The following is a 26,717-nucleotide window of genomic DNA, read 5'->3' as shown; positions in this document are numbered from 1 at the left end:
TAAATAGCAACATCGCACTGTACCGATCAAATCAACCGTTTTGCTGAGCAATGTGATATTGATTTCTTTGACTGATAAAAATTCTGTAAACCTCAAAATGCTCCTCCAAGGCCTTTCTATACCTGTCTTCGTCTCCATCTTTTAGTAACTGTAGCAAGTCCTGATGGGTTACAATCCGCCCTTCCTCTTTTAAACGGATATTAATGGGTGCCAGAAACTCCTGAAATTTGTCCTTCACAAATGTCATCACAGGATGAATGATATTCTGGAATTCGGAGATAGTTTTGTTGCCAGTTATTTTATAAAGCTTTGTGTGAAAAGCAAATTCACTAAAAGGAGCATATTCGTTGTTTTCATACATGATTCCTACATTCACAATCTCTTCCAGATCTGCAATATCATCAGGAGTAATTTTTCGGAATATTTCACTACAAATGCCTATTTCCAGAACAATCCTAAATCCGAGAATATCAAAGAGGGTATCTTCACTTAGAATTCTCGGATCAACAGCACGTTTCATTCCGCCGAATATAGAAGGCTCGGAAAGTACCATGCCCCGTCGTGTGCGTGTCTCCACTATTCCCATCATCTTCAGTCGGCTTAATGCCTCCCGTACTACACTCCTCGACACCCCCAATGAGACGGTTAATTCCATTTCATTCGGAATAGCATCTCCTTTTTGCAAGTCCTTCTCTTTGAAATAGTTCAAAAGCCTGTCCTCGACCTGATCTACCAGTGTAATTGAATTGTTTTGAATCCTAAGCCTTTCCATCGTAAGATTATTTTCAAATATATTTTCTCACTTAAAAATGAGCGATGTTTTCAGATAAAAATGAACAACAGATATTATTAATCTGATTTGTCTGACAAATAAATGAAGAATATTTTAAATATTTGTTATAAAACCTGATATTTAACAATAATATAACTTTTATTAACGTATTGAGAGGTGAAATTTATTGCAGAGGCTCTCTGCTGCATAAAAACATTACGAATCTTGATATAGTTTGATGGAAATATTAAACTATGAGATATTATATAAACCTTTTCATCCTATTATGTCTTTCTTTTCCCTTAAAGTACTCAACTCCTTAAACTTTTCTCTGCACTACGCAATAGATTTGAATTCAATTCAACTGATTTGCTTAAATGATATCTTAAATGTAGGTCCATTTGCGATGTAGACGCTGTGGAGGAAATAGGAAAAAAGAGTAACTGGTTGTCAAAAGTTTTTACTGTTCCACATCAATGGATGCAGACAGCATGCTTACGCTCATAAACAGAGATGTGGAAACAATAAAAACGCTTGTTGACAATTACAGGAATGAAGAAATCTATCTATGGACAGGACTTGTCGCTGCTGAAATCATTCATACGTCAAGATTATTATATCATCTACAACCGCAGAGTAACTATGTTCACCTGTTTGATTTTTCTAATTTTTCTATGAAAAACATCCACGGAGAGTTTATATACCCAAGATGTCTGGTTGCGATGGACTTATCCCGAGTTGAGGATCCAGAAAAGAGTTTCGTAAAATAACCGAAAAAGAATTGTTGAAATTCAGGAAACTGTAAGAAAGAGTCAATTTGGGGAATTCCCTGTTATGGATTTTAGATAAGGGTCAAATTGTAGAGAAAGAGGAAACCTATTTCGATTCCTTCTTGCTATCATATTGTTCTCACGAATTTCAACGTCCTGCAGGAGTCCTTCACCCTTACACTTCATTTCTATTTTTCAAACACATTTTAAATATATTCAATCATGATGTTTAAAAATTTTGTCGAAAAATGAGAATGTTACCCTTAAATTAACTAAACTTGCAGTCAGTAATTTTATTCGACAAACACACGGTTGGTTTATTAGATACAAGATACATCCATGATTTTTTCTATCATATTATAGGCAACTCAAAATCAAATACTTTGAAATATGGACAACTTAACATTCACTGCATTCGACACCGAAACAGCAACTAGTCATAGTGCGAGTATTTGTCAGATTGGATTTGTTGTTGTTAGAGAAGGACAAATCACAAGCGAAAAATCATATCTTATTCAGCCGCCGGGCAATGAATATGAAGCTCGACACTCTTGTATTCATGGAATTGATTCATTAAGAACAAAAGATAAACCTTTATTTCCTGAGGTTTGGGAAAACATTAAAGATGAATTTATAAGTTCACTACTTGTAGCACATAATGTAAGTTTTGATATAAACATATTAAATTCAACTCTTGCATATTACAATTTGCCAAGACCACAATGTAATTGTGATTGTACTTATCAGCTTTCTGGATTAAAATTAAAGTCTCTCGCTGAGTCTTTAGGAATTGTAATGACGAAGCATCATGATGCTCTTTCAGATGCCAAAGCTTGTGCCCAAGCCTATTTGTTTCTTAAGCAAGGGATTAAACCAAATCTAACTTTAATAAGAGAATATAAGAATTCAAACCCTTTTGCTGGACATGAGAAACTTACAGGAAACATTCTTAAACCGGATTTGAATGTTGAGAATATTTTAAATCCATTTTACGCAAAAAAAGTAGTATTTACAGGGATTCTGCAAACCATGACAAGAGATGAAGCGGCAAAAAGAGTTAAAGATTTGGGAGCTGATATCGATACTGGTGTCACTAAACGAACAGATTTTGTTATCGTTGGACAAGGCGCAGGACCTTCAAAATTGAAGAAAATTGAAGACCTAAATTTGTCGGGCTTCAAAATCCGAATTATTATAGAGGACGATTTCTTAAATATGATAAAATAAGAGCTGCGGGCAAGTAAAAAACATTACTGTTAGTAACAGAAATGCTCCAAATATATGTGAATTCGCTTTTATAAGACTATGCTAAATTATTATTATAAAGACTCAATCTGTTCATTCTTAACAAAGAGTGTTGATCAGGTAATAGGTGAAATTACCATATCGAATCAATTTGATTCCAATTTAAATCAGAATCATTCATGGGTAGCTGAAATTAATTGTTTACAAAAGGCCCTTCAAGGATTGGAAGGCACTATTTTCTTTGAATTCTCTATTCCTCGAATGGGAAAAAGAGTGGATACATTGATCATCATTGAAGGCGTAATCTTTGTTGTTGAATTCAAAGTAGGAGAGCATAAATATAACCAATCCAGTGTAGAACAGGTATGGGATTATGCACTGGATTTGAAAAACTTCCACGAGCCAAGCCATCAAGCACTGTTAGTGCCTATTTTAGTAGCAACAGAAGCAAAGAACATATTCAGTGAGATTGTCACTACCTCTCATAACGACAATCTGATTCTTCCAATCAAAACCAACGGGGAAAGTTTGAAAATCATTATACATGCTGTATTGGATTTTTATGATGAAATCCAAACTGTTGACCCTACCGGTTATGCTGCTGGAAGGTACTCTCCCACCCCTACAATCATTGAAGCTGCAATCTCACTCTATAAGAACCACACCGTAGATGAGATTACGAGAAGTGATGCAGATGCAACAAATCTCTCCAAAACAACTGACACAATCTCTGAAATTATCACTCAAGCAAGGGAGAATAACAAAAAAATTATCTGTTTTGTCACCGGAGTCCCTGGTGCAGGGAAAACACTTGTGGGATTGAAAGTTGCGACTACACACTTGGATGATGAAGGTGGAGAAGCAAGTGTTTATCTTTCAGGGAATGGTCCATTGGTGGCCATTCTACAAGAAGCGTTGGCACGTGATAAGATCAAAAATGAAAAGGAGAAAGGGGTCACTTTGACCAAAGGGAAAGCCAAGTCGAGCGTCAAAACATTTATACAAAACATCCATCATTATCGAGATAGTTATCTTGTAGATCCTACCGCACCATACGATCATGTGGCCATTTTTGACGAAGCACAAAGGGCGTGGAATAAAGAGCAAACGGTCTCCTTCATGAAACGAAAAAAGAACAAACCTGATTTTGATCACTCGGAGCCTGAATTTTTGATTTCCTGTCTGAATAGGCATGAAGATTGGGCAGTTATTGTTTGTCTCGTGGGTGGTGGTCAGGAAATCAATACGGGCGAAGCCGGAATTTCAGAATGGTTGGCAGCTATAAAGAATTGGTACCCACATTGGAGTGTCCATATATCACCGAATTTAACTGATTCTGAATATTCAGCAACCGATGCTATTGCAGCACTAAGCAATGTAACCGAAGTGCATCTCAATCCCGATTTACATCTATCCGTCTCCATGCGTTCATTTAGAGCTGAAAACCTTTCTCTTTTTGTGAAAAATATGTTGGATATCCAAAAAGAAAAAGCAATTGAAACGTTCAATCAAGTCAAAGAGAAATACCCTATCGTGTTGACAAGAGATCTGAAAAAGGCAAAACAATGGCTGAAAGAGAAGGCTAGAGGTAGTGAAAGGTATGGCATAGTGGTTTCTTCGCAAGCGCAGCGACTTAAACCCTATGCAATTGATGTAAAATCGCCGATGAATCCGATTCACTGGTTCTTAAATGGAAAAGATGATGTGCGTTCCTCGTACTTCTTGGAAGATGTGGCAACAGAATTTCATGTACAAGGATTGGAGTTAGACTGGGCCTGTATTGCTTGGGATGGCGATTTGAGGTATGCTAACGACGGATGGAAAACTTATGAGTTCAGAGGAAGTAAATGGCTAAATATCAAGAAAGAAGAGAGAAAACAATATTTAATCAATGCTTACCGTGTATTACTGACCCGAGCAAGACAAGGTATGATCATCGTTGTTCCTGATGGTAATTCAGAAGACTCAACAAGAAAGCCGGAGTATTACGATGCAACGTTCAATTATTTAAAAAGTTTAGGGATTCCTGTAATTTCGTAGTACTCCCTGTTAAAAAAAGTAGTATCCAAAAAAGAATTCAAGAAAATTATTGAAGAGAGTGGAGTCCTGGTAGGACTCAAAACACAGGAAGATGTCAGCCGTTTATTGAAGAATCTCCATTCGGACCTGATCGAAACAATGCTTCAGGGGGAATTGGAATCTCATCTGGGTTATGCCAAAAATGAGAAGAGTGAGAATACCAATACCCGGAATGGCACGACCTCCAAGAGACTCAAGACCGAGTTCGGGGAATCGACCATCGAGGCCCCCAGGAACCACCAGGGCAGTTTTGAACCAATCATCGTCCCCAAGCAGAGTACTGCCACACCGGTAGAGAGCATCATCATATCACTTTATGCAAAGGGAATGAGCGTCTCCGATATAGAGCGGGAACTCCAGGAAATCTATGGTTACAGTTTCTACCCTTCTGCTATATCCATTATTACAGACAAGGTCAACCGGCAGGTGCAGGACTGGCAAAACCGTTCGCTGGAGGCAGTTTACTGCATCGTTTGGATGGACCGGTATTGTCTTTAAAATTCGTCAGAGAGGAAAGGTCGTGAATAAAACGATTTACCTTGCCGTGGGGCTAAACCGTAAAGGTTACAAGGGAATCCTGGAAATGTGGTTGAAGCAGGACGAATTGGCTGCTTTTTGGCAAGACGTAATGAGCGACCTAAAAGCCCGTGGTGTGGAAGATACCTTGGTCACCGTAACCGATAACCTGAACTGCTTTACCTGGGCTATAACCAATGTTTTCCCCATGGCAAATACCCTTATGCTGTCCAATCATGGCAAAACAATTGGGAGAGGTGACCGTTTTTTTTGCCTTCCCTCTCGAGATCCGGAAGATTATTTACACGACTAACCTGATTAAAAACTTGAATGGTAAAATTAGAAAGTACACCAAAAACAAGATGATATTCCCTACCGATGAATCACTGAAAAAGTCTGTTTTTCTTTCCCTTATGCAAATATCGAAAAAATGGACACAACACATTCAGAACTAGGGATTGATTTTCAACCAACTATTAGCTATCTTTGAAAATCGGGTTCAGCTGTAAATACAGCCAAACCCTCTGTTTCTTATTTACACAGAATTTCGGACACTGTCCCATACTGCTTTAATACTATAATTACCTCTTTTCTTTGATTTTTAAAGATAAAAAAATAAGATAAAAAATGCAAAATGTAAGAATAATTACTGCACCAATTTGACCACCTATTGCATCTGAAACTACGCCCATCAAAAACGGAAAAATAGCACCACCAGACAATCCCATAATCATTAATCCCGATATTTCATTGTTACGCTGTGGTAAATGCAATAATGCTTGAGAGAACATAATAGAAAAAATATTGGAATTTCCATATCCAATTAATGCTACACATACATAAATTGCAATTGTAGAAGAACTGAAATATAGTGCAACAATTGCTGCGACCATCATTACAACACTTATGAGAAAGAATTTTTTTGATGAAAATTTTGCCAAAATAAATGCTCCACTCAAAGACCCAATAGTACGGAAAAGAAAATAAACACTCGTAGCATATCCAGCTTGTGCTAAACCCATCCCTACACGTTCTATTAACAGCTTAGGCGCAGTTATATTAATACCGACATCGATACCCACATGCATCATTATCCCTAGAAACAACATAAAAATGTATGAATCTTTCAACAAGGCAAAAGATTCTCCGAATGTTGATTGATGTTCGACAGCTTTTTCCGTAACTTTTGTAAAAAATAATGCTATAACGGCAATAGAAGCTATCACCGCAAAAATGGGATAGAGCATTTTCCAATCACCAAAGCGAATAACAGCCCATGCAGCAATTATCGGAGCGAGAAACGAAGCAATTGATTTCACAAACTGTCCAAAGGTAAGTGTGCTGGCCAATTTATCTCCAGTTACTATATTTGATACTAGCGGATTAAGCGAAACCTGCATCAGCGTGTTCCCAATACCCAACAGTGAAAATGCAATGAGCATGGTGATAAAGCTGTAGCCAACAAGAGGAACCAACAATGCAAGTAGCGTAACAACAATGCTTAATAGAACGGTTTTACGTCGTCCGATTTTATTCATTAACATTCCTGTTGGAACAGAAAAAATAAGAAACCACAAAAAAACCATTAGTGGCATTGTATTCGCCATAGTATCATTAAGTGAAAAATCGTTTTTAATATAATTGGTAGCAATGCCAACCAAATCAACGAAGCCCATCGTGAAAAACGCGAGCATGACAGGAATAAGTTGTACAAGTGAGTTTTTATTTTTCATTTTTCATTTGTTATTTGTTGTTTTTATTTATTATCAATCTCTTTATAAGGTTCTTTTGAGGTTGAGATTAAAATATACCTATAAAGTCTTTCTTCAAAAAAATATTAAAAAGAAATGGATACCCATGCCCCAACTTGGGTACATACGAAAGCAGCCCTACTTACTGCTACCTGATGAGCTTCGACAAGTGTTTTACCATCAAGAATCGAAGATATAAACGCTCCCATAAACGAATCGCCCGCACCCACTGTGTCTGCTACTTCCACTTTCGGCGTTTTGATGTACGAAACGTCGTTAAATGTGTAGATAGCGCTGTAATCTGCTCCGGCAGTAAGGATCATATATTTCAAATTAAAGGTTTCCACAAACCATTTACAAGCATCGGTTTCGGTCTTTGTATCGATTTCAAAAATCTTTTTTATTAACAACAATTCATCATCATTGATTTTGAAAACGTTACAATTGCGCAAGGAAGAAACTATGATCTCTTTTGAATAATAGTGCTGACGGATGTTTATGTCGAAGATCCTATACGCATCTTTAGACACGAAGGAAAGCAGCGTTTGTATGGTTTTGCGTGATGTTTTTGACCGCTGCGCCAATGTTCCAAAACAGATAGCATCAGCACGTTTAGCCAACTGTTTCATATCTTCGGTAAGTGGAATATGATCCCAAGCTACATTTTCAATAATAGTGTAGTTAGGAATTCCGCCTTTAAGTTTCACCAAAACAGTTCCTGTGGGATAATTCACGCGCTGAATCAGATAACCGATATCTATTTTCAAAATCTCATGCATAATTTCGTCGCCAAGTGGATCGTTACCTACCGCGCTGATAGCGTAACTTTCAGCTCCGAGGCGTGATGCGTGATATACGAAGTTGATGGGCGCACCGCCCGCTTTCTTGCCCGTTGGAAGCACATCCCAAAGCAATTCACCTATACCAATGATAATGGGTTTCTTTTTCATGTTGTTATGATATTATTTGCCTGTTTTCCAGATAGATTTCAACTCTGTAATACGGGCTTTTATCAAATTAATCTTTCCGTTTTCCGCGAAAACTTCTATTTGGTTAAAGCTTTCAGATGGATAAACCACATTAGTGATAACAACTTTTCCATCGGATGTGAAAAATTCCATTGAAGAAGTATCTACAAGTATCCGTCACGTTGTAGTTCCCGAGTTTATGACAAAAGGAACTATTTGCATCGACGGGAAATTTTCAGAAATCTCTTCGCTGGTTGCGTTAGTTCTGTCCGCAAAAAAACATTCATTCTCATTGTCGTATCCAATAGTGTAATATTCTCCAGTAGAATTCTTGAAAGTGATGCCATACTTTTCAGGGAAGTCCATTTGTTTATTGTCTCTTACATCGAAGTTCAGCAAAATTTCCACTGGCACTTTTGCAAATGAAGTTTTCGAGAATATGGTTTTAGTTTTTGTAATTTCAGTATTTTTCATCAATTTGCTTTCTCCATATAATTTTTCTACCTCTTTTACGGGCTTAGATGTAAGCAGGTATTTTCCGCCGACATTTACCAGACCCAAATCTCGCGGAAAAGTTACGCCACCACTCCATATTTGCGTAGGTTTTTCACCTGCGTATTGCCAGTTATTCATCCAACCGACAAGAATACGTCTGTTGTCAGGAGCATTGCTCCAGGTAACACCGGCATAATTATCTTTCCCATAATCCATCCATTGGGCGTCTGTTTGCGGAGAAGTAAAAGTTTTTCCATTGAACTCACCCACGAAATATTGCGTGGCCGATCCACCAGCCGGGCCGCCAGGATTGATGTTGACGATAAGCACCCATTTGATTTCGTCTGAGTTTTCCACTTTCAACGGAAACAAATCAGGACATTCCCACACACCATCGTGATTGCCGACACCCTCGCCAAACTCACTGGCGTACGTCCAATCGATGCAGTTAGGCGATGTGTAGAATTGGATAACCTGACCAGCGGCAATGCTCATGACCCATAATTGGGTTTCATCGTGCCACATCACTTTAGGATCTCTGAAGTCGCGTATGCCAGGATTTTTCAACACGGGATTGTTTTCATATTTTGTCCACGTGCGGCCATTATCGAGACTAAAAGCGATGGCCTGCGTTTCAATTTCGTAGAAACGCTCCTGTCTTTCGGCTTCCATATCGTGATAAGTGAAAAAAGCGACTAGCGGCGGATTTTTTGCCGTTCCCAAGTCCGATGTATTTTTTGCATCCAACACGGCACTACCCGAGAAAATATAGCCCAAATTATCTGGATAAATTGCAATGGGCATGTGCTCCCAGTGTACCAAATCTTTGCTGATGGCGTGCCCCCAATGCATCGGACCCCAAAACGATTTTTCAGGGTAATGCTGATAGAAAAAATGATATTCACCTTTGTAATACACCATCCCGTTGGGATCGTTCATCCAATGCTTAGGCGGCGTGAAATGTACCTGCGGACGATATTTTTCCTGAAAAGGGACGTCGTTATTCATGTTTGTTTTGTTGTCTTTGCATGAAACCGAAAAAAACAAGGCAACTAATAATAAATGGTAAAATGATTTACACTGCGTTTTTTTGTTATTCATCATTTTATTTTTTGATTTATTCCCAATTTGATTTCAATGTATATACTTCGAGATTCTGATGCCAATGTTATTCTCTGAAAAATAGAATTCCCATATAGTATCTGTATTCCTTTTTTCGAAAGAATATGGATTGGTTCCATCATCAATAAAACTTCTTTAAGAGTAATTTTTTACATATTTTTTGAAGAAAAATTTTCACTGAACTTTTTTACTATTATTTATTTTTTGATGATAGTACCATATAAGTATTCCGCAAACTTTATTTGAGCTTTTGGTGCAGCGCGAGCAAAAAATCTCGATTATCAGCCGTAAGATAGTGCATCTCACCACCCATTCGATAAAACGTTTTGCAATAGCGGAAATAATACGCGGGATTGTCCATGGGTGGTTCACCGTCTTTATTCCAGTTCCAGTTCGATTCGGCCAAATCTACCACAAGTATATAGTGGTTTTCTATATGTTCGCCATACTGGATTTTAATGTTCTGGGCCATAGACATTGATTTTTCAAAAATCATAGGTGACATTACAGCTGAGCCTACGGACAAGTAAACGCCGTTTTCGAGGTTGCTAACACTTTGCGCATAACAAAGAAAATCATTTTCTGCCGTACGACCAACAGCTGCTCCATGATTCATGGGATGTGTATATATGATGTCGTGTCCAAACATAGGATGACCTGTGAATGGAATTTTCATCTCGTAAGCATTCCCTTGTACAGAATATTTTTTGTATGGATGAGGTATCTTCATAAAACCTGAAGGAATACTAAAATGATTAATCACTCCAAGAAAATCTATAGCAGCAGCAACTTGTTCAGGTTTAGATTCAATATTATTCCTGGCAAATTCATATAAAAAAGAAGTTTCTGGAATATCTAACCCCTCCCTGTGTACCATTTTTCCTATTGATTCACCGTAACCTAACCCTTCATAAGCACCTACAATAAGGGCCAAATTAATGTAAAAACCAGTACTGTCCCAAATACCAAATTGCCCTAGATTAACGTTTTCACGTACATCTTCACTTGATTTTCCTTGGAATGCAAACTCCCAGTCATGAATGATTCCGGCTCCGTTGGTAGCAAGATGGGTAATCCATCCTTCTTTCATAAGTGCGATAAGTGTTGGGGCCATACCGTTTTTTATAGTATGTGCGCCAAAAGCAAGTATCACCGATCGATTAAGTTCACGTGCCCGTTTAATTCGCGCAACAGTTTGGTTAATCAGCAAGATTACTGAATCTGATAAGTTTAAAGGTATCTGATTTACAGGAATATGATCTCGTTCAATATAAACCTTGCTTTTCCGATCGATCAGCCTTTTGATATCTAGCTTATCTCTGTTAAATTTTGGGTAAGGCATCTACTTTTAGTCTTGAACATTTAATAACTTGAGAAGTTGTGACAACTGTGAAAAATCAGGAATAATAACATCAGCCCCAGCTTTAATAAGCCGCGAACGTTTGCTTTTATTCAAACTGTGACGTTTTATCTCATTGCTTGCAACTCCTATTGTTACACCACCTCGTTTATGGGTTTCACGTATTTCAACAGGACCATCACCAAATACAGCTAACTGACCTTTTTTCGACTCACCAATCATATCAAGAATTCGATCAAGAACAATCTTTTTGGCTTCTTTATTCACATCGCCTACTGCTCCGTATATTCTACCTTCAAATAGATGGTCGTATCCTAAATTTTCTGCTTCACTTCTAACATCTTCTTCATCAGTTCCACTGGCTAAATAGAGTTTGACACCGGCTCTGTGCAGTTTCTCAAGAAATATAACAGCATTTTTCAAAGTGAAATCTTCAACGGCTAATACTCCTTTTTTCAGTTTTTCCTCACGATCTTTAACAATTTCCAGTAATTCCTTGTTGTAAATTTCCTTATAGCCAAACTCATCAAGAACTTGATCATTAGGCACTATACCAAATTCTTTTACAAGTTTTACCAAACCCTTCATTTGAATGAGAGTTTGAATGCCTGTTGTTTTATCAACAAAATCAAGAACACGTGTCTGAACTTTGTGATACAAGGCTTCATCTGCATCGTGAAAATGTTCACCTAAAATAGCTTTAATCATCATAGGCTCCATTATCTGCTCCCAACCTTCGCGTAATGTGGAGATAGTACCATCATGATCAAAAATCGCATGGGTAATTTGCAGTTTTTCTTGCCATTTATTGATTATCTCAATTTCAGAATCATTCAAGTAATGGGCAGAACGGATATCATCGGCTAACTCAGGATTATATATTAAATCCGGATCAGTGCCTATTTTTAGAATTTCTTCTGGAGAAGCAGTTCCGGTTTGAAATAGTTTTTGTACAGTAACCCCAGATACATATGACCCGATTTCACCAGCTGTTTTCATATCGTAACCTGCAGCCAGTGTCGAAGCAGCTCCTGCAAGATAACTATCTCCAGCACCAACAGTATCCACCTCAGATAATATCATTAATCCCTCAACTCTGCCTACGCCATCCTTATCTATTACAACTGATCCTCGATCACCTCGAGTGATAAACAGAGGTTTACCAAATCTTTTATACAGTTTCTCAGCCGCTTCTATTACTTCAGAATAAGATATAGAGTCATCACTATCTTTTTTCAGACCAACTAAACCAGCTGCCTCAATATCGTTCATTTTCCGATAGGCACCATCAAAAACCTCATTGTAATTGCGACAATCGACGATAAATATTTTTTCAGTAAAATCTTTTATCATCTGCACTAGTTTGTTTCTGAAATATTCGGTATGAATACCTGCCAAAACCTGTTGGTTAATAATGATAAGATCAACTTGTGGTATTTCAAACCTTAACAACTCTAACAGTTTGTCAGCTGTTTCATTCGTCATTTCATTGAAGTTGCCAAAATCGATACGACTTTGCTCTACGTCATCTATAATAGGCTTGGTATAAACAAGCGTTGACCAGTTTTCTTTCTGAAGAATCAAATTTTGAGGATTGATCCCGTTCTCCTTCATTATTTTCACCATTTCAGCTCCAAACGGGTCGTAACCGATCACTCCAAATGCCCTTACATCTCTCACGCCCATTGCAGTAAGATTGTTAGCCACGTTTCCAGCACCGCCAAGTGAGTATTCCTGCTGCTTTACTGGTGTTGTCATATGACCGGTTTCGATAGACAATTCACTTTTAGACTTATTTATAAACCAATAAGCATCTACACAAAAATCACCTACTACAGCGATTTTTACTTTGCTAATGTCGTTTAACACTTTTTGAAGTTGCCCTATACTCATTCTCATGTTAAATTATTATACCTCTCTTTTTATTAGTAACTCATGTTTCGCACTTCCCTCAAACCATTGACAAAGAAATAGAAGGGAAATGCATTATTATCTATATCTCTGTACTATAACATTTTATATTTTACAATTTCTCAATCGTCCTTAACCATCACCGAACAACACAGTGCAATGATCATGGATTCTGCTTTTGGATTGGCCAACATTTTTTCAAGTAAATCATCGGCATCCATCTCCAATACCTCGCATACTGAGCAGACTAACTCGATGAACAGCCCCCATAGCCGTCTGTCGAGTGTTTCCCTGAGCACATCGGCGTTCATTGACCGATAAAGTGCCCCTTTCGACTCGTAGTTATCGTACCGGAAACGCAGTGTCAATAACAGATAGGCTATCATGCTGATGGTCGTTTCTGCTACCTGGGCGTCAAAGTTACTGGATTGACATCTTCCCAGGTTCAACAATTGCTTCGATTCTCGATTGAACACCTCCACAACCCATCTTACCTGGTAATGCCCGATCAATCCCTTGAACGTCAGTTTCGTGTCCGTCGTCAACAAAACCTTCCATTTGTCATTTTTGCCCCGACGACTAAAGAAAAGGCAGATCTCAACACCTTGGTACAGCACCCTGGCCTGTTTGTACTGGTAACCCAGGGAACGGCAGCGCCTGGGTTTGCCCAGCATGTTATTGATCTGGGCGTGAGTCAGGCTCTTACCCTGATACTCAAACTTAGTCTTTGCAAACTTGTACATCCCGATCAGGTGAACTTCCTTGTCCTTCACACTCCGGATAGCCTGTATCAACGCATCGCAAGTAAACCAGCTGTCCACCAGGACGTAATCAACACGAAGCCCGCGATAGATGGCCGTGAAAAACATCCGCAGGACCATCTGAATCTTGTTCGTGTCCAGTTCTTCCACACGTTTAGCGGTGTACGAGTCCTTGATACGCTTGCAACTGTATTGCTTGCGGATCTGCTTTTTGGTCATCCCAAACGGGCGTTCCTGCTTTTTCCCTTTTTCCCGGTGAAGACTGAAATCCAGTGGTATGGAGGACTTACCGTCCCAGTACATCATCACCAACAGCTTGAATCCAAGCACGTAGCTGTTGGTTACATGATCCCATACCTTCCCGATCTTCTCTATACGCTTCCCGGTTTTAGACAGGGTGGTGTCATCGAAGATCAGGTAACGGGATGAGGTATCATCTACATCACTATCTTTGGACGTCACCGTCAGAAAACGATGCACAAGATGCCACATAAGCATCCGCCAGCATATGATGGAACTGTTCTTCAAGCGATAGAACACATCCTTGCCCATGGTGGAACCTTCACCTGTGGGGCTGTTCAGATAGGAGTTGACCGTCTTGTCTGAACTGACCACCATGGAGACCAGCAGGGCCAGGACCATTTTAAAATCATATCCCCGGGTCTTGAACCATTTGAACTCAGAAAGACCTTCGCTTAGCTTCAACGCCTTGAAGCGGCTAAAAATATCTTCCGCGGAAACCCTGCCGGGGGTAAAGTCCGCTTTCAACTCTTGAATCTTTTCAATGATATATTAGCTAAAATATGCTGCTTTTTTTATCTCTTATCCTCTGATTATCAACTTCATTTTTAACTGCGAAACATCAGTAATAGATATCAACTAAGAAGATCCTTTACTGTTCATTTGTGAATGCATAGAGTCCAAGCAACTATTTTTGAAAGGACACTCCTAAAAATCTCATCCGATAATGTTTTAAAGAATACCCTAAATTTGAAAATTAACAGTTGCTTGAAACTCTTGTATTATTTAATCAAATGCTTGATTGACGTGGTAAATTAACTAAGCCTCTTTCCATTGTTTTCTCAACAGATCCAGTGCTGCAGGGACAACCACCTTGCGGTCGCCCTGGCAGCCGCATTCAAAGCTGACGTACTTATCGTAACCGATCATTTTCAATCCGCGGAAACCGTTCACGTAGTTGTCGGCTTCACCGTCTTCTCCCGGCATGCTGCGGCGCTTACGGCTGGCCATATGCACGTGTTGCAGGTATTTCCCGGCAGAAACGAAAGCCGCCATATCACACGTTTCTTCCCACGTCATGTGCCAGAAGTCTCCCAGACAGGTAACTCCGGGGTTGTTGATGTCGCGGCATATGGATGCAGCATCCGCCACCTGGCGGAGGTAAAAGGCTTCCTTTCGGTTCAGAGGCTCCAGGATAACCGTTGTGCCATACTTTTGAGCCGTGTTGCCCATTTCGTTGAACTGCTCACACAGGAAATCGCGCGTTTCTTGTGTATGTGGCATCACCGGCACCTGCGAATTGAACGCCGGAACGATGATCACTCCCGTTGAGCCAAGTTCACCGCCCAGGATGATCAGTTCTTCCATCGTGTCACGGCATTTCTTGCGGATAGCGGGATCGGTAGAAAGAATGAATCCTTCGAAGCCGGCGCAAACGGCGCTAACTTTGATGTTACGCCCTTTTAACGCATCCTTGAACTCTTGCATCCTGCCTTTCATCCCCCTGCCGTGGGGCTCGAACCCCACCACGCCGTGTTCTTCCATAAAGTCGAACTTTTCGTTCAGGTTTGCACCGGGAGCTGTCCCTTCCTGAAACGATATTCTGAGCTCTGCCTTGATCGGAAAGGCGGGAGGAGTACCGGCCGGGGTTTCACCCGCGAAAGCGCTCAGGGACTTTCCAAGGCCGGCTACAGCGGCACCGGCAAGTGATGATTTGATGAATTTTCTTCTGTCTATCGTCATGATTATAACGTATTTATTCTTTTATTTGGCACTTCCCGGCACAGGGACAGTAAAGCCTTTCATGTCCATCTTGCCGATGTTCAGGTCTGCCGGGGTATAATCCAGGGGAGCCGCCGCCATGGCGTCCCAGGTGGTCTCCTGGCCGCTGTAGGCCGCCTCGCGTCCCATGATGGCTGCCAGGTTGGAAACTGCCGTTTCGGATGCCTGTTCGATGGGGGTGTTTGCCCGGATACAGTTAATCAGGTTCACGTGTTCCAGCGTGTAGGGGTCGGTCTGCTTGAAGTTCGCCTTTTCAGCCTCACCGTCGTATTGCCAGAGGACGTTTCCGGCCAGATCCTTGATCACGTGCCCGCCCTGGCTTGTCCACGAACCTTTTGTTCCCTGGATGAATTCGCTCACGTTGTTGGCGCATCCGTCAATCTGGCGGCACATGCTGTGCAGGTGGATCCCGTTCTCCATGGTGAAATCCACACTGAAATTATCGTACTGGTCTCCGGTCACGCGGCGCTGGCGGGAGCCGAAGGCGACTGCTTTCGCCGGTTTCAACCCGCTGAACCAGGTAAACACGTCGATGTTGTGGACGTGCTGTTCCACGATGTGGTCTCCCGACAACCATTTCCAGTTCACCCAGTCGCGGACCATGAATTCGAAATCGCTCCAGGCGGGTTGGCGGTCGCGGTACCACAACATGCTCTGGTTCCAGTAGACGGCTCCCCCGGTGATCTCCCCGATAAGGCCGCCCATGATCTGTTTGTATGACTCAACGTATGAGCGTTGGTGGTGGCGCTGCGTTCCGGTGACAACGCTTAAATTCTTGGCCTGGGCCTGTTTGGCTGTCGCCACGATGGTGCGGTATCCCACCGAATCCACGCAAACCGGTTTTTCCAGGAAACAATGCTTGCCCTGTTCCACGGCATACTTGAAATGTTCCGCGCGGAAAAACGGCGGCGTGCAGTCGATCAGGATATCAATCCCGCTGTCAATGACCTGCTTGTACGCATCCAGGCCCACGAAACGCTTGTCGGCCGGCACATCGATGCTTTTTTCCGCTTTCAGCTTGTCGGCCAGGCCGTTCACCTTGTCTTCGAACACGTCGCCCAACGCCACGATCGTAACACCGTTAGCGGCATTCAGGAAATTCATGGCGGCGCCCGATCCTCTTCCTCCGCAACCGACAACACCAGCTTTCAACTCTTTTCCGTCTGTAGCCAGGTCCACCAACTCCGGCACATAGTACGTTCCGGGTTCTTTCAGGGGAACCGTCACATCCTTTTTCTCACCGTTGCAAGAGGTTAAAAAACCCGTCGTTCCGGTCCCGATCACGCCTGCTGCTCCGGCAACAGCCGAAGTTTTAAGAAATGTTCTTCTCGTTAAGTTGTTCTCTCTTTTCATATGGTTATATTTTTTTTGTTTGTTATGCATCATTTATTTAACAAGGTCAAGTTTTGCCATCTCGTGAATATTCGCTATTCAATCCATTTCTGCCATTTTGTATGATTATCGCCTCCCGATTGTACCATCATTTCTACGAATTGCATTCCCCTTACCCCGTCGTATACGGTAGGAAAGTCGGTAATCAGTTCACCCGGATTGTCTCCGCTTTCTCTGGCCATGACGGCCAGGGCAAAATTGCGGTAAATATTGGCAAAGGCTTCGATGAATCCTTCGGGATGGCCGGCAGGCGTTCTTGTATTCCATTTGGCCAGGTCGCTTAGAAATTCATTGTTTCCCATGTAAAGCTCTTCAGCAGGCCTGTCCCCCCACCTGAGGGTCAACCTGTTCGAATCCATCTGTCTCCACTCCAATCCGCCTTTATCACCATACACACGCAGACGGATATTGTTCGCCTCTCCGGTGGCTATCTGGGTAGCCATCAGCACTCCGGTAACCCCCTTCTCCATTCGCAGCAGGGATGCCCCGTCGTCGTCCACCAGGCGTCCCTCCACGTACGTTTGCAGGTCGGCACACACCTCCAGCACTTTCAGACCGGTAACGTATTCTGCCAGGTGCCAGGCATGCGTTCCTATGTCGCCCATGCAACCGGCCTTGCCCGTGGTCTTTGGATTGGTTCTCCATCCGGCATTATTCCCTCCCTGCAGCTCTATGCGTTGCGACAGCCATCCCTGGGTATACTCCACGTATACTTTGCGCAGTTTACCCAGTTCTCCGTTTGCGATTCTTGCCTTTGCCTCCTTGACTGCCGGATATCCCGAGTATACGTGGGTCAGCGCCAGGACCAGTCCCGTCTCTTCCACCTTCTCCTTCAGCTTGAGGGCCTCTTCCAGTGAAAAAGTCATCGGTTTGTCGATAACCACGTGAAACCCTCTTTGCAATGCCATCATGGCGGGTTCAAAATGCCACTTGTTCGGTGTGACTATGGTTACAAAATCCATCCGTTCTCCGGCAGGCAGCTCCATCTCCTTCTCGAACATCTCCAGGTAGGAGTCGTAAATCCGGTGATCCGGGAGGAAATATTCCCTGCCTGAGCTTCTGGAGATTTCAGGATTGACGCTGAAGCAGCCACAAACCAGCTCAATGTAGTTGTCCATAAAGGCAGCACGACGGTGTATGGCCCCGATAAAGGCATCGCTGCCGCCGCCGATCATGCCCATTTTCAGTTTTCTCTGTTTCATAATTATGCAATGTTTACGTAGTTGAAATTAGTTTGAAAATAGCTTCGGAAGTCATGTCCGCTGTACCGCTACCCGGTCCCTGACATCTTCCCTGAACAGGAACAGGAACCCGGCAAGGAAAATGATTGCCATGACGAAAGGAACCGTCCATATGGATATCCAGTCGTACTTTCCCTGTTCGGAATAGAGGTCCACCACGTTTCCGGCAATCAACGTGCCGAGGTATTTGCCTACCCCGTACGTGGCAAAGGCGATGAGCCCCTGTGCGGAGTTGCGCAGCGAGGAGGGAGCTTTCTCATCCACGAAGAGCTGGCCGGCGACGAAAAAGAAAGTGAAGCAGAAACCGTGGAGGGGCAATACGGCGAAGATGAATCCGTTTTGTCCGGTGTGCGCCCCCAGCGTGAACAGCCCGTACATCAGGATCCATGCCGCGATGGCGGCGAGGATGCTTCCCTTGTAGCGTAACTTGAGGAAGAAGATGGGGAAAGTGAACAGGAAGATCACTTCGGCAACCTGGCCGAGGCTCATGGCGGCGGCGGCATTTTCGATCCCCACATCGGTAATGAAAAGGTTTGTAAAGGAGTCATAGAATGCCAGCGGGATGCAGATGAGCGCCGAGAAGACGAGCAGGACCAGGAAAGACCTGTCCCTGGTCAGTTTGAACGCGTCGAACCCGAGCAGTTGGCGTACGCCCGCTTTCTCGACGGTCCGCACGGGAGCGTTGTGGGGCAGGGTCAACGCATATACTCCGGCCAGCAGGGAGATGCCTGCCCCGATCAGGAAAGGGGTGGAATAGGGTTCAATCTTCAGGGCGCTGATCAGAAGCCCGGAGCAGATCCACCCAAACGAGCCGAAAAGCCTTATCTTGGAAAATTCCTTGGCCGGATTCCCCAGGTTTGCGAACGAGATGGAGTTGGTCAGCGACATGGTGGGCATAAAGCAGACGCTGTAGAGCAACAAGACGGGAAAAAACAAGGAGAACGATTCGATGCGGGTCAGGGAAAACAGCAGTACTGCCCCCACGATGTTCAGGAATGCCAGCACCCTGTTTGCCGAGAAAAACCGGTCGGCGACCATTCCCACGATCACCGGTGAGATGATGGCTGCTATGGCGGCGGTGCTGTAGGCCAGGCCGATTTGAACTCCGGAAAAGTCGAGGGTCCTTCCCAGATAGGTTCCCATGGTCACGTACCATGAGCCTTGAATAAAGAACTGGAAGAACATCATGGCGGATAACTTCGCCTTAATCGTATTTTGCATAGAATTATTATTTAGTAATGAATTGAGTAATGTTAAAGAGGGAGTTCTATTAACTCATGTTTCGCACTTCCCTCAAACCATTGACAAAGAAATAGAAGGGAAATGCATTATTATCTATATCTCTGTACTATAACATTTTATATTTTACAATTTCTCAATCGTCCTTAACCATCACCGAACAACACAGTGCAATGATCATGGATTCTGCTTTTGGATTGGCCAACATTTTTTCAAGTAAATCATCGGCATCCATCTCCAATACCTCGCATACTGAGCAGACTAACTCGATGAACAGCCCCCATAGCCGTCTGTCGAGTGTTTCCCTGAGCACATCGGCGTTCATTGACCGATAAAGTGCCCCTTTCGACTCGTAGTTATCGTACCGGAAACGCAGTGTCAATAACAGATAGGCTATCATGCTGATGGTCGTTTCTGCTACCTGGGCGTCAAAGTTACTGGATTGACATCTTCCCAGGTTCAACAATTGCTTCGATTCTCGATTGAACACCTCCACAACCCATCTTACCTGGTAATGCCCGATCAATCCCTTGAACGTCAGTTTCGTGTCCGTCGTCAACAAAACCTTCCATTTGTCATTTTTGCCCCGACGACTAAAGAAAAGGCAGATCTCAACACCTTGGTACAGCACCCTGGCCTGTTTGTACTGGTAACCCAGGGAACGGCAGCGCCTGGGTTTGCCCAGCATGTTATTGATCTGGGCGTGAGTCAGGCTCTTACCCTGATACTCAAACTTAGTCTTTGCAAACTTGTACATCCCGATCAGGTGAACTTCCTTGTCCTTCACACTCCGGATAGCCTGTATCAACGCATCGCAAGTAAACCAGCTGTCCACCAGGACGTAATCAACACGAAGCCCGCGATAGATGGCCGTGAAAAACATCCGCAGGACCATCTGAATCTTGTTCGTGTCCAGTTCTTCCACACGTTTAGCGGTGTACGAGTCCTTGATACGCTTGCAACTGTATTGCTTGCGGATCTGCTTTTTGGTCATCCCAAACGGGCGTTCCTGCTTTTTCCCTTTTTCCCGGTGAAGACTGAAATCCAGTGGTATGGAGGACTTACCGTCCCAGTACATCATCACCAACAGCTTGAATCCAAGCACGTAGCTGTTGGTTACATGATCCCATACCTTCCCGATCTTCTCTATACGCTTCCCGGTTTTAGACAGGGTGGTGTCATCGAAGATCAGGTAACGGGATGAGGTATCATCTACATCACTATCTTTGGACGTCACCGTCAGAAAACGATGCACAAGATGCCACATAAGCATCCGCCAGCATATGATGGAACTGTTCTTCAAGCGATAGAACACATCCTTGCCCATGGTGGAACCTTCACCTGTGGGGCTGTTCAGATAGGAGTTGACCGTCTTGTCTGAACTGACCACCATGGAGACCAGCAGGGCCAGGACCATTTTAAAATCATATCCCCGGGTCTTGAACCATTTGAACTCAGAAAGACCTTCGCTTAGCTTCAACGCCTTGAAGCGGCTAAAAATATCTTCAGCGGAAACCCTGCCGGGGGTAAAGTCCGCTTTCAACTCTTGAATCTTTTTAATATCTTTGTCCTGCAGCATATTTTAATGGTTTGGTTTCCATCGCTAAGATAATCATTTTCAATGATATATTAGCTAAAATATGCTGCTTTTTTTATCTCTTATCCTCTGATTATCAACTTCATTTTTAACTGCGAAACATCAGTTAGTAAAATATTAAAGGCAATATAGACGGAAACAAAAAATAAACTCTTAATTTTCTATTTATAATGATCATAGTTATTAATAGATTTTTTAAGATATTGTATGCACTTGCTCAATTCAATAGAAGATTTTTTTGTTTAAAAACATTTGCTTTTATTATTTCGTATTTATCTATTTTTTTCTAAAAATCTCATCTTCGATCCTCATACAAATGGCATGGTAAACAGATAAATGTAACTCCTGAACGTAAGCAGTTCTTGTTTCTGGTACGTTTATTAGTACATCGCAGAATTCCTTCAATTTTCCACCTGACTCTCCAGTCATTCCAATGGTCTTTAGTCCTTTGGCTTTTGCAACAATAAAAGCATCAATCACATTTTTGGCATTTCCAGAAGTGCTGAGACCAATAAGGACATCACCTTTTTCTCCCAAACCAACAACTTGTTGAGCAAAAATCATATCAGCACTAATATCGTTAGAAATAGCTGTTATAAGAGCATTATGAACTGTAAGAGAAACGGTAGGTAGACCTTGTTGTAAGTTTTCAGCCAACAATTTGCCCCTTTCTGATGAAAGCATTTTTAGTCTGTCTTGTAAATCTTCTCTTAGTGGACGTTGTTTTTCAAAATTTTTCATTAGTTCGGCTACAATATGATCGGCATCAGAACAACTTCCACCATTTCCACAAACGAGAACTTTCCCGCCATTTAGGTATGTTTTGATCATCATCTGAGCAGCTCTAGTAATGATAAAATCCAAGTTTTTTATTTTTGTATGATTATTAAAAAAAATCATATTTAGTTTCTCTCCATATTTAAATTTAACATCAACTGATAGCTTTTTTATTGAGTATTATCTAAATTTCCGGAGGCATACAAATTAGTATTTCCAACAATTCATTTTCATCTGATTGGAACACTATACTTTTTAATAAATCAGGAATAAAAAAATAATCAGATTTTTTTATAAAGCGATTTCTATTATTCCACTTTAAATAACCTTCTCCTTTTAAAACAACTATTAATGTAGAATTTGATATTTGAATCTCTGCATTTCCTTTTATTTTTGCTGACCAGAGCCTAAAAGAATTAGTATGTTTTTTACCAATAAGTTCCTGGATTTTTAAATTGTTTGAATCTACCAACAATTCATTGGAAGGAGATATTTTTAACAAAAGTTCTTCTTTGGTATATCCGGTATAATCGAAAACTTCCAATCCCTGTTCAGGCGTCAATGGCCCCCACATATCACTTTGAGACAATATAAAGTCAGCACACATCTGTTCTGGCTGAACAACCCAATCACTAGGTTCCTGGACTTCGAGCATAAATACACCCGAACCAATAGCATGTGGCATCCTTGCCGGTACGAAATAGGTTTCTCCTTCTTTTACTTCAATTTTATGAAGCATTTCTATCATTGTGTCAATTTTTTGATTAATTACAGCATTTTTAAAATCTTCCTTTTTTACACCTTTTTTGAAACCTAGCAGAATGTAAGGTTTTATGTCATTAATTTTGCGTGTAGAAATTATATGCCAACATTCTGTTTTACCAAAACTCGAATTATAAAGTTTTTTAGCAATTTCAACATCCGGATGACATTGAATTGGGAGTCTTACGGCTGAGTCCAGATATTTACACAGAATTGCTGTATTTGGGCCAAACTTCTTAAAATGTTTTTCACCAAGAATCATTTCTCCATAATTATATAGGAATTCCGAAAAATATTGAAATCCTAATTCGTCGCTATTGATTTCTGCAACACCTTCGTTTTCCGATTGCGTATTCTCACCATTATATGCTTTCACTGTAGAGGCCAACCATTCTTCTGGAAAATGATCATCCGCCTCTTTATTCTCATTTTTGAAACGGTCTAATAATAATCCACCTTTATATAATCGCCAAACACGATTTGGTTTAAAAAAATAAGGTTGTCTAAGATTATTTTCAAAACTATCATCCATTTTTCACAATTTTATTTAATTATTTTTTTATCAATAGTTCGGTAAATATTTAACTAACTAATTAATAATCAATGATTTATACAACATGATTTAACATAAAAAATAAGGTTAAGCAGCTGATATTCAGTATCTTTATAGTAATTGCAAACACTGTAAAGATGGACAAAACCAGCATACTTAACCAATATAGGGATATCTGTAGTGACGTTTTAAATAAACTAGCTACGAAGTTAAACAAAAGTTTCAAATCGTTCCTTATGGAGACATTAATCTTATACACAATCATCCCTGGCAGGATTAATTTCCTCCAGATGGGAAGGTATGGCAAATCGTGTGAACAACGATTCCGTCAAAACTTCTCGAAGGATTTTGATTGGCTTTCGTTTAACCTTTCCTTGTCTGAACGGATATTAAACGGCGATCGTAAGGCCATAGCCATTGACCCCAGTTATATATCCAAGTCAGGAAAGTGTACTCCCTGGATTGGTTACTTCTGGTCGGGCACAGCCGGAGGGGCAAAAAAAGGATTGGAAATTCTCGGAGTAGGCCTCATTGACATAGACAATAAAGACTGCATCAGTCTTCAGGCTGTTCAGACACCGGATGGTAAAACGCTGGAGAGCAACGATATCAACCTGATTGATTGGTACCTTCTTGTACTAAAATCAATGGAAGAAAAACTTCACAAGATAAGCCCTTATGTGGTAGCTGATTCCTATTTCTCCAAAATCAGTTTCGCTTCCGGTTTAAAAGAAATGGACTTCCATCTTATCAGCCGTTTCAGGGATGATGCCGTTTTGTTTTATCCTACACTGGAGGGCCCAACAGGTAAAAGAGGCAGACCTAAGCTATACGACGGCAAGATTGACATGGCAAATCTTGATAAATCAAGAGCTGAGAAAATAGCTGTCGATAATGGAGGGCTATATACGCTGACAGCCTACTCAAAATCACTAAAGCAGATGGTACGACTTGTTATCTGGTATTCTAAGGACTCAAAAAAGCCTAAGCTGTTTTTCTCAACTAACCCCCACATGAGCGGTAAAGATGTAATAGAATACTACCGTACCCGTTTTCAAATTGAATTTTGTTTCCGTGATGCCAAGTCTTTTACAGGACTTATGCAATCCCAGGCAAGAGATGTTTCAAAATTATCTTTCAACTTTAATGCTTCTCTTACATCGGTAAACCTGGCAAAGGTGTTGGCAAAAGAAAAGGGCATCCCTTTTTCAATGGCTTCCTGTAAAACTATGATTCACAATGCGTATCTGCTTGAACGATTTATTTGCGTGTCCGGCATAAAGCCGAACAGAAGATTAAATGATAAACTTGTTAAAGAACTCGTGGAGTTTGCAGCCATTGCTGCATGACTCATATAGTAAATTTTTAACGGACTATTGTTTTTATATAAACTCTATCTTCATCGATATCTGAGATATTCCTTTCATTTAACTAAAGAAAAAACATTCCCATTTTCAGGAAAAAGAAAATAGGGACTCAATAACTCCATTTTTCCTGATTCTTGTTTTGAAGAGTATTGAGAAAAGGAAAAAGTACATGTAGTCGAAAGAAATAAAATAACTCATGTTTCGCACTTCCCTCAAACCATTGACAAAGAAATAGAAGGGAAATGCATTATTATCTATATCTCTGTACTATAACATTTTATATTTTACAATTTCTCAATCGTCCTTAACCATCACCGAACAACACAGTGCAATGATCATGGATTCTGCTTTTGGATTGGCCAACATTTTTTCAAGTAAATCATCGGCATCCATCTCCAATACCTCGCATACTGAGCAGACTAACTCGATGAACAGCCCCCATAGCCGTCTGTCGAGTGTTTCCCTGAGCACATCGGCGTTCATTGACCGATAAAGTGCCCCTTTCGACTCGTAGTTATCGTACCGGAAACGCAGTGTCAATAACAGATAGGCTATCATGCTGATGGTCGTTTCTGCTACCTGGGCGTCAAAGTTACTGGATTGACATCTTCCCAGGTTCAACAATTGCTTCGATTCTCGATTGAACACCTCCACAACCCATCTTACCTGGTAATGCCCGATCAATCCCTTGAACGTCAGTTTCGTGTCCGTCGTCAACAAAACCTTCCATTTGTCATTTTTGCCCCGACGACTAAAGAAAAGGCAGATCTCAACACCTTGGTACAGCACCCTGGCCTGTTTGTACTGGTAACCCAGGGAACGGCAGCGCCTGGGTTTGCCCAGCATGTTATTGATCTGGGCGTGAGTCAGGCTCTTACCCTGATACTCAAACTTAGTCTTTGCAAACTTGTACATCCCGATCAGGTGAACTTCCTTGTCCTTCACACTCCGGATAGCCTGTATCAACGCATCGCAAGTAAACCAGCTGTCCACCAGGACGTAATCAACACGAAGCCCGCGATAGATGGCCGTGAAAAACATCCGCAGGACCATCTGAATCTTGTTCGTGTCCAGTTCTTCCACACGTTTAGCGGTGTACGAGTCCTTGATACGCTTGCAACTGTATTGCTTGCGGATCTGCTTTTTGGTCATCCCAAACGGGCGTTCCTGCTTTTTCCCTTTTTCCCGGTGAAGACTGAAATCCAGTGGTATGGAGGACTTACCGTCCCAGTACATCATCACCAACAGCTTGAATCCAAGCACGTAGCTGTTGGTTACATGATCCCATACCTTCCCGATCTTCTCTATACGCTTCCCGGTTTTAGACAGGGTGGTGTCATCGAAGATCAGGTAACGGGATGAGGTATCATCTACATCACTATCTTTGGACGTCACCGTCAGAAAACGATGCACAAGATGCCACATAAGCATCCGCCAGCATATGATGGAACTGTTCTTCAAGCGATAGAACACATCCTTGCCCATGGTGGAACCTTCACCTGTGGGGCTGTTCAGATAGGAGTTGACCGTCTTGTCTGAACTGACCACCATGGAGACCAGCAGGGCCAGGACCATTTTAAAATCATATCCCCGGGTCTTGAACCATTTGAACTCAGAAAGACCTTCGCTTAGCTTCAACGCCTTGAAGCGGCTAAAAATATCTTCAGCGGAAACCCTGCCGGGGGTAAAGTCCGCTTTCAACTCTTGAATCTTTTTAATATCTTTGTCCTGCAGCATATTTTAATGGTTTGGTTTCCATCGCTAAGATAATCATTTTCAATGATATATTAGCTAAAATATGCTGCTTTTTTTATCTCTTATCCTCTGATTATCAACTTCATTTTTAACTGCGAAACATCAGTTACGTTACATCATTGTAAATATATTATCAAATAAACAATATATTTAAAAAACAAATGTAATATATATATTTACATCAAAACAATACAACCTACCAATTAACTTGTATTTTACATATTATTAACATACTATTATTTACATCCATGTAAATTTATTG

Annotated in this window: 17 protein-coding genes and 2 pseudogenes; 4 read left to right on the top strand and 15 right to left on the bottom strand. The window is 41.5% G+C overall.

Annotation, left to right across the window (positions count from 1 at the left end; all coding sequences use genetic code 11):
* Positions 1–31: 31 nt before the first annotated feature.
* Positions 32–772 (bottom strand): GntR family transcriptional regulator, encoded by a 741-nt coding sequence (locus AACM02_RS07705; protein WP_339116586.1) that lies wholly within the window; start codon positions 770–772, stop codon positions 32–34.
* 1,160 nt (positions 773–1,932) lie between these two features.
* Between AACM02_RS07705 and AACM02_RS07700 the strand changes: the two genes are divergently transcribed.
* The 3 genes and pseudogenes from AACM02_RS07700 (at position 1,933) to AACM02_RS07690 (ending at position 5,837) form a co-directional block, all read left to right on the top strand.
* Positions 1,933–2,769: an exonuclease domain-containing protein gene (locus AACM02_RS07700; protein WP_339116585.1), complete on the top strand. Its 837-nt coding sequence runs from the start codon at positions 1,933–1,935 to the stop codon at positions 2,767–2,769.
* Positions 2,770–2,847: 78 nt separating this feature from the next.
* On the top strand, positions 2,848–4,827 hold the full coding sequence (locus AACM02_RS07695; protein ID WP_339116584.1) for a DUF2075 domain-containing protein: 1,980 nt from the start codon (positions 2,848–2,850) through the stop codon (positions 4,825–4,827).
* A gap of 45 nt (positions 4,828–4,872) precedes the next feature.
* Positions 4,873–5,837, top strand: a pseudogene (locus AACM02_RS07690) (IS256 family transposase).
* 126 nt (positions 5,838–5,963) lie between these two features.
* Here the strand turns inward: AACM02_RS07690 and AACM02_RS07685 are convergent.
* The 13 genes and pseudogenes from AACM02_RS07685 to AACM02_RS07625 form a co-directional block, all read right to left on the bottom strand.
* Positions 5,964–7,115, bottom strand: coding sequence for a sugar MFS transporter (locus AACM02_RS07685; RefSeq protein WP_339116583.1), 1,152 nt, complete (start codon positions 7,113–7,115; stop codon positions 5,964–5,966).
* A gap of 104 nt (positions 7,116–7,219) precedes the next feature.
* A complete protein-coding gene (locus AACM02_RS07680) occupies positions 7,220–8,083 on the bottom strand; it encodes a carbohydrate kinase (RefSeq protein WP_339116582.1) in 864 nt (287 codons plus the stop codon).
* A 12-nt stretch (positions 8,084–8,095) separates the two neighbouring features.
* Positions 8,096–9,604 (bottom strand): annotated as a pseudogene (locus AACM02_RS07675) (glycoside hydrolase family 32 protein).
* A 352-nt stretch (positions 9,605–9,956) separates the two neighbouring features.
* A complete protein-coding gene (locus AACM02_RS07670; RefSeq protein WP_339116581.1) occupies positions 9,957–11,060 on the bottom strand; it encodes a hypothetical protein in 1,104 nt (367 codons plus the stop codon).
* 6 nt (positions 11,061–11,066) lie between these two features.
* Positions 11,067–12,971: a PfkB family carbohydrate kinase gene (locus AACM02_RS07665; protein WP_339116580.1), complete on the bottom strand. Its 1,905-nt coding sequence runs from the start codon at positions 12,969–12,971 to the stop codon at positions 11,067–11,069.
* Positions 12,972–13,111: 140 nt separating this feature from the next.
* Positions 13,112–14,518, bottom strand: coding sequence for a transposase (locus AACM02_RS07660; RefSeq protein WP_339116579.1), 1,407 nt, complete (start codon positions 14,516–14,518; stop codon positions 13,112–13,114).
* A 291-nt stretch (positions 14,519–14,809) separates the two neighbouring features.
* Positions 14,810–15,733 carry a sugar phosphate isomerase/epimerase gene (locus AACM02_RS07655; protein WP_332457699.1) on the bottom strand — a complete coding sequence of 308 codons (924 nt, stop codon included), beginning with the start codon at positions 15,731–15,733 and terminating at the stop codon, positions 14,810–14,812.
* A gap of 21 nt (positions 15,734–15,754) precedes the next feature.
* Positions 15,755–17,125 carry a Gfo/Idh/MocA family oxidoreductase gene (locus AACM02_RS07650; RefSeq protein ID WP_339115905.1) on the bottom strand — a complete coding sequence of 457 codons (1,371 nt, stop codon included), beginning with the start codon at positions 17,123–17,125 and terminating at the stop codon, positions 15,755–15,757.
* A 74-nt stretch (positions 17,126–17,199) separates the two neighbouring features.
* Positions 17,200–18,366 (bottom strand): Gfo/Idh/MocA family oxidoreductase, encoded by a 1,167-nt coding sequence (locus AACM02_RS07645; RefSeq protein WP_339116578.1) that lies wholly within the window; start codon positions 18,364–18,366, stop codon positions 17,200–17,202.
* 51 nt (positions 18,367–18,417) lie between these two features.
* Complete coding sequence (locus AACM02_RS07640; RefSeq protein ID WP_339116577.1) at positions 18,418–19,626, bottom strand: MFS transporter; 1,209 nt, start codon at positions 19,624–19,626, stop codon at positions 18,418–18,420.
* Between the two features lie 154 nt (positions 19,627–19,780).
* Positions 19,781–21,223: a transposase gene (locus AACM02_RS07635; protein WP_339115938.1), complete on the bottom strand. Its 1,443-nt coding sequence runs from the start codon at positions 21,221–21,223 to the stop codon at positions 19,781–19,783.
* A 294-nt stretch (positions 21,224–21,517) separates the two neighbouring features.
* Positions 21,518–22,141 (bottom strand): SIS domain-containing protein, encoded by a 624-nt coding sequence (locus AACM02_RS07630; protein WP_339116576.1) that lies wholly within the window; start codon positions 22,139–22,141, stop codon positions 21,518–21,520.
* Between the two features lie 61 nt (positions 22,142–22,202).
* Positions 22,203–23,312, bottom strand: coding sequence for a class I mannose-6-phosphate isomerase (locus AACM02_RS07625; protein WP_339116575.1), 1,110 nt, complete (start codon positions 23,310–23,312; stop codon positions 22,203–22,205).
* 158 nt (positions 23,313–23,470) lie between these two features.
* Between AACM02_RS07625 and AACM02_RS07620 the strand changes: the two genes are divergently transcribed.
* Positions 23,471–24,682 (top strand): transposase, encoded by a 1,212-nt coding sequence (locus AACM02_RS07620; RefSeq protein WP_339116574.1) that lies wholly within the window; start codon positions 23,471–23,473, stop codon positions 24,680–24,682.
* Positions 24,683–24,994: 312 nt separating this feature from the next.
* Here the strand turns inward: AACM02_RS07620 and AACM02_RS07615 are convergent, their stop codons facing one another.
* A complete protein-coding gene (locus AACM02_RS07615; protein WP_339115938.1) occupies positions 24,995–26,437 on the bottom strand; it encodes a transposase in 1,443 nt (480 codons plus the stop codon).
* Positions 26,438–26,717 lie beyond the last annotated feature (280 nt).

This window comes from Petrimonas sp., assembly GCF_963921705.1.
Taxonomy (GTDB): domain Bacteria; phylum Bacteroidota; class Bacteroidia; order Bacteroidales; family Dysgonomonadaceae; genus Petrimonas; species Petrimonas sulfuriphila.
Note: the sequence above shows the minus strand (reverse complement) of the source record. Positions and strands in the feature narration are given on the sequence as shown.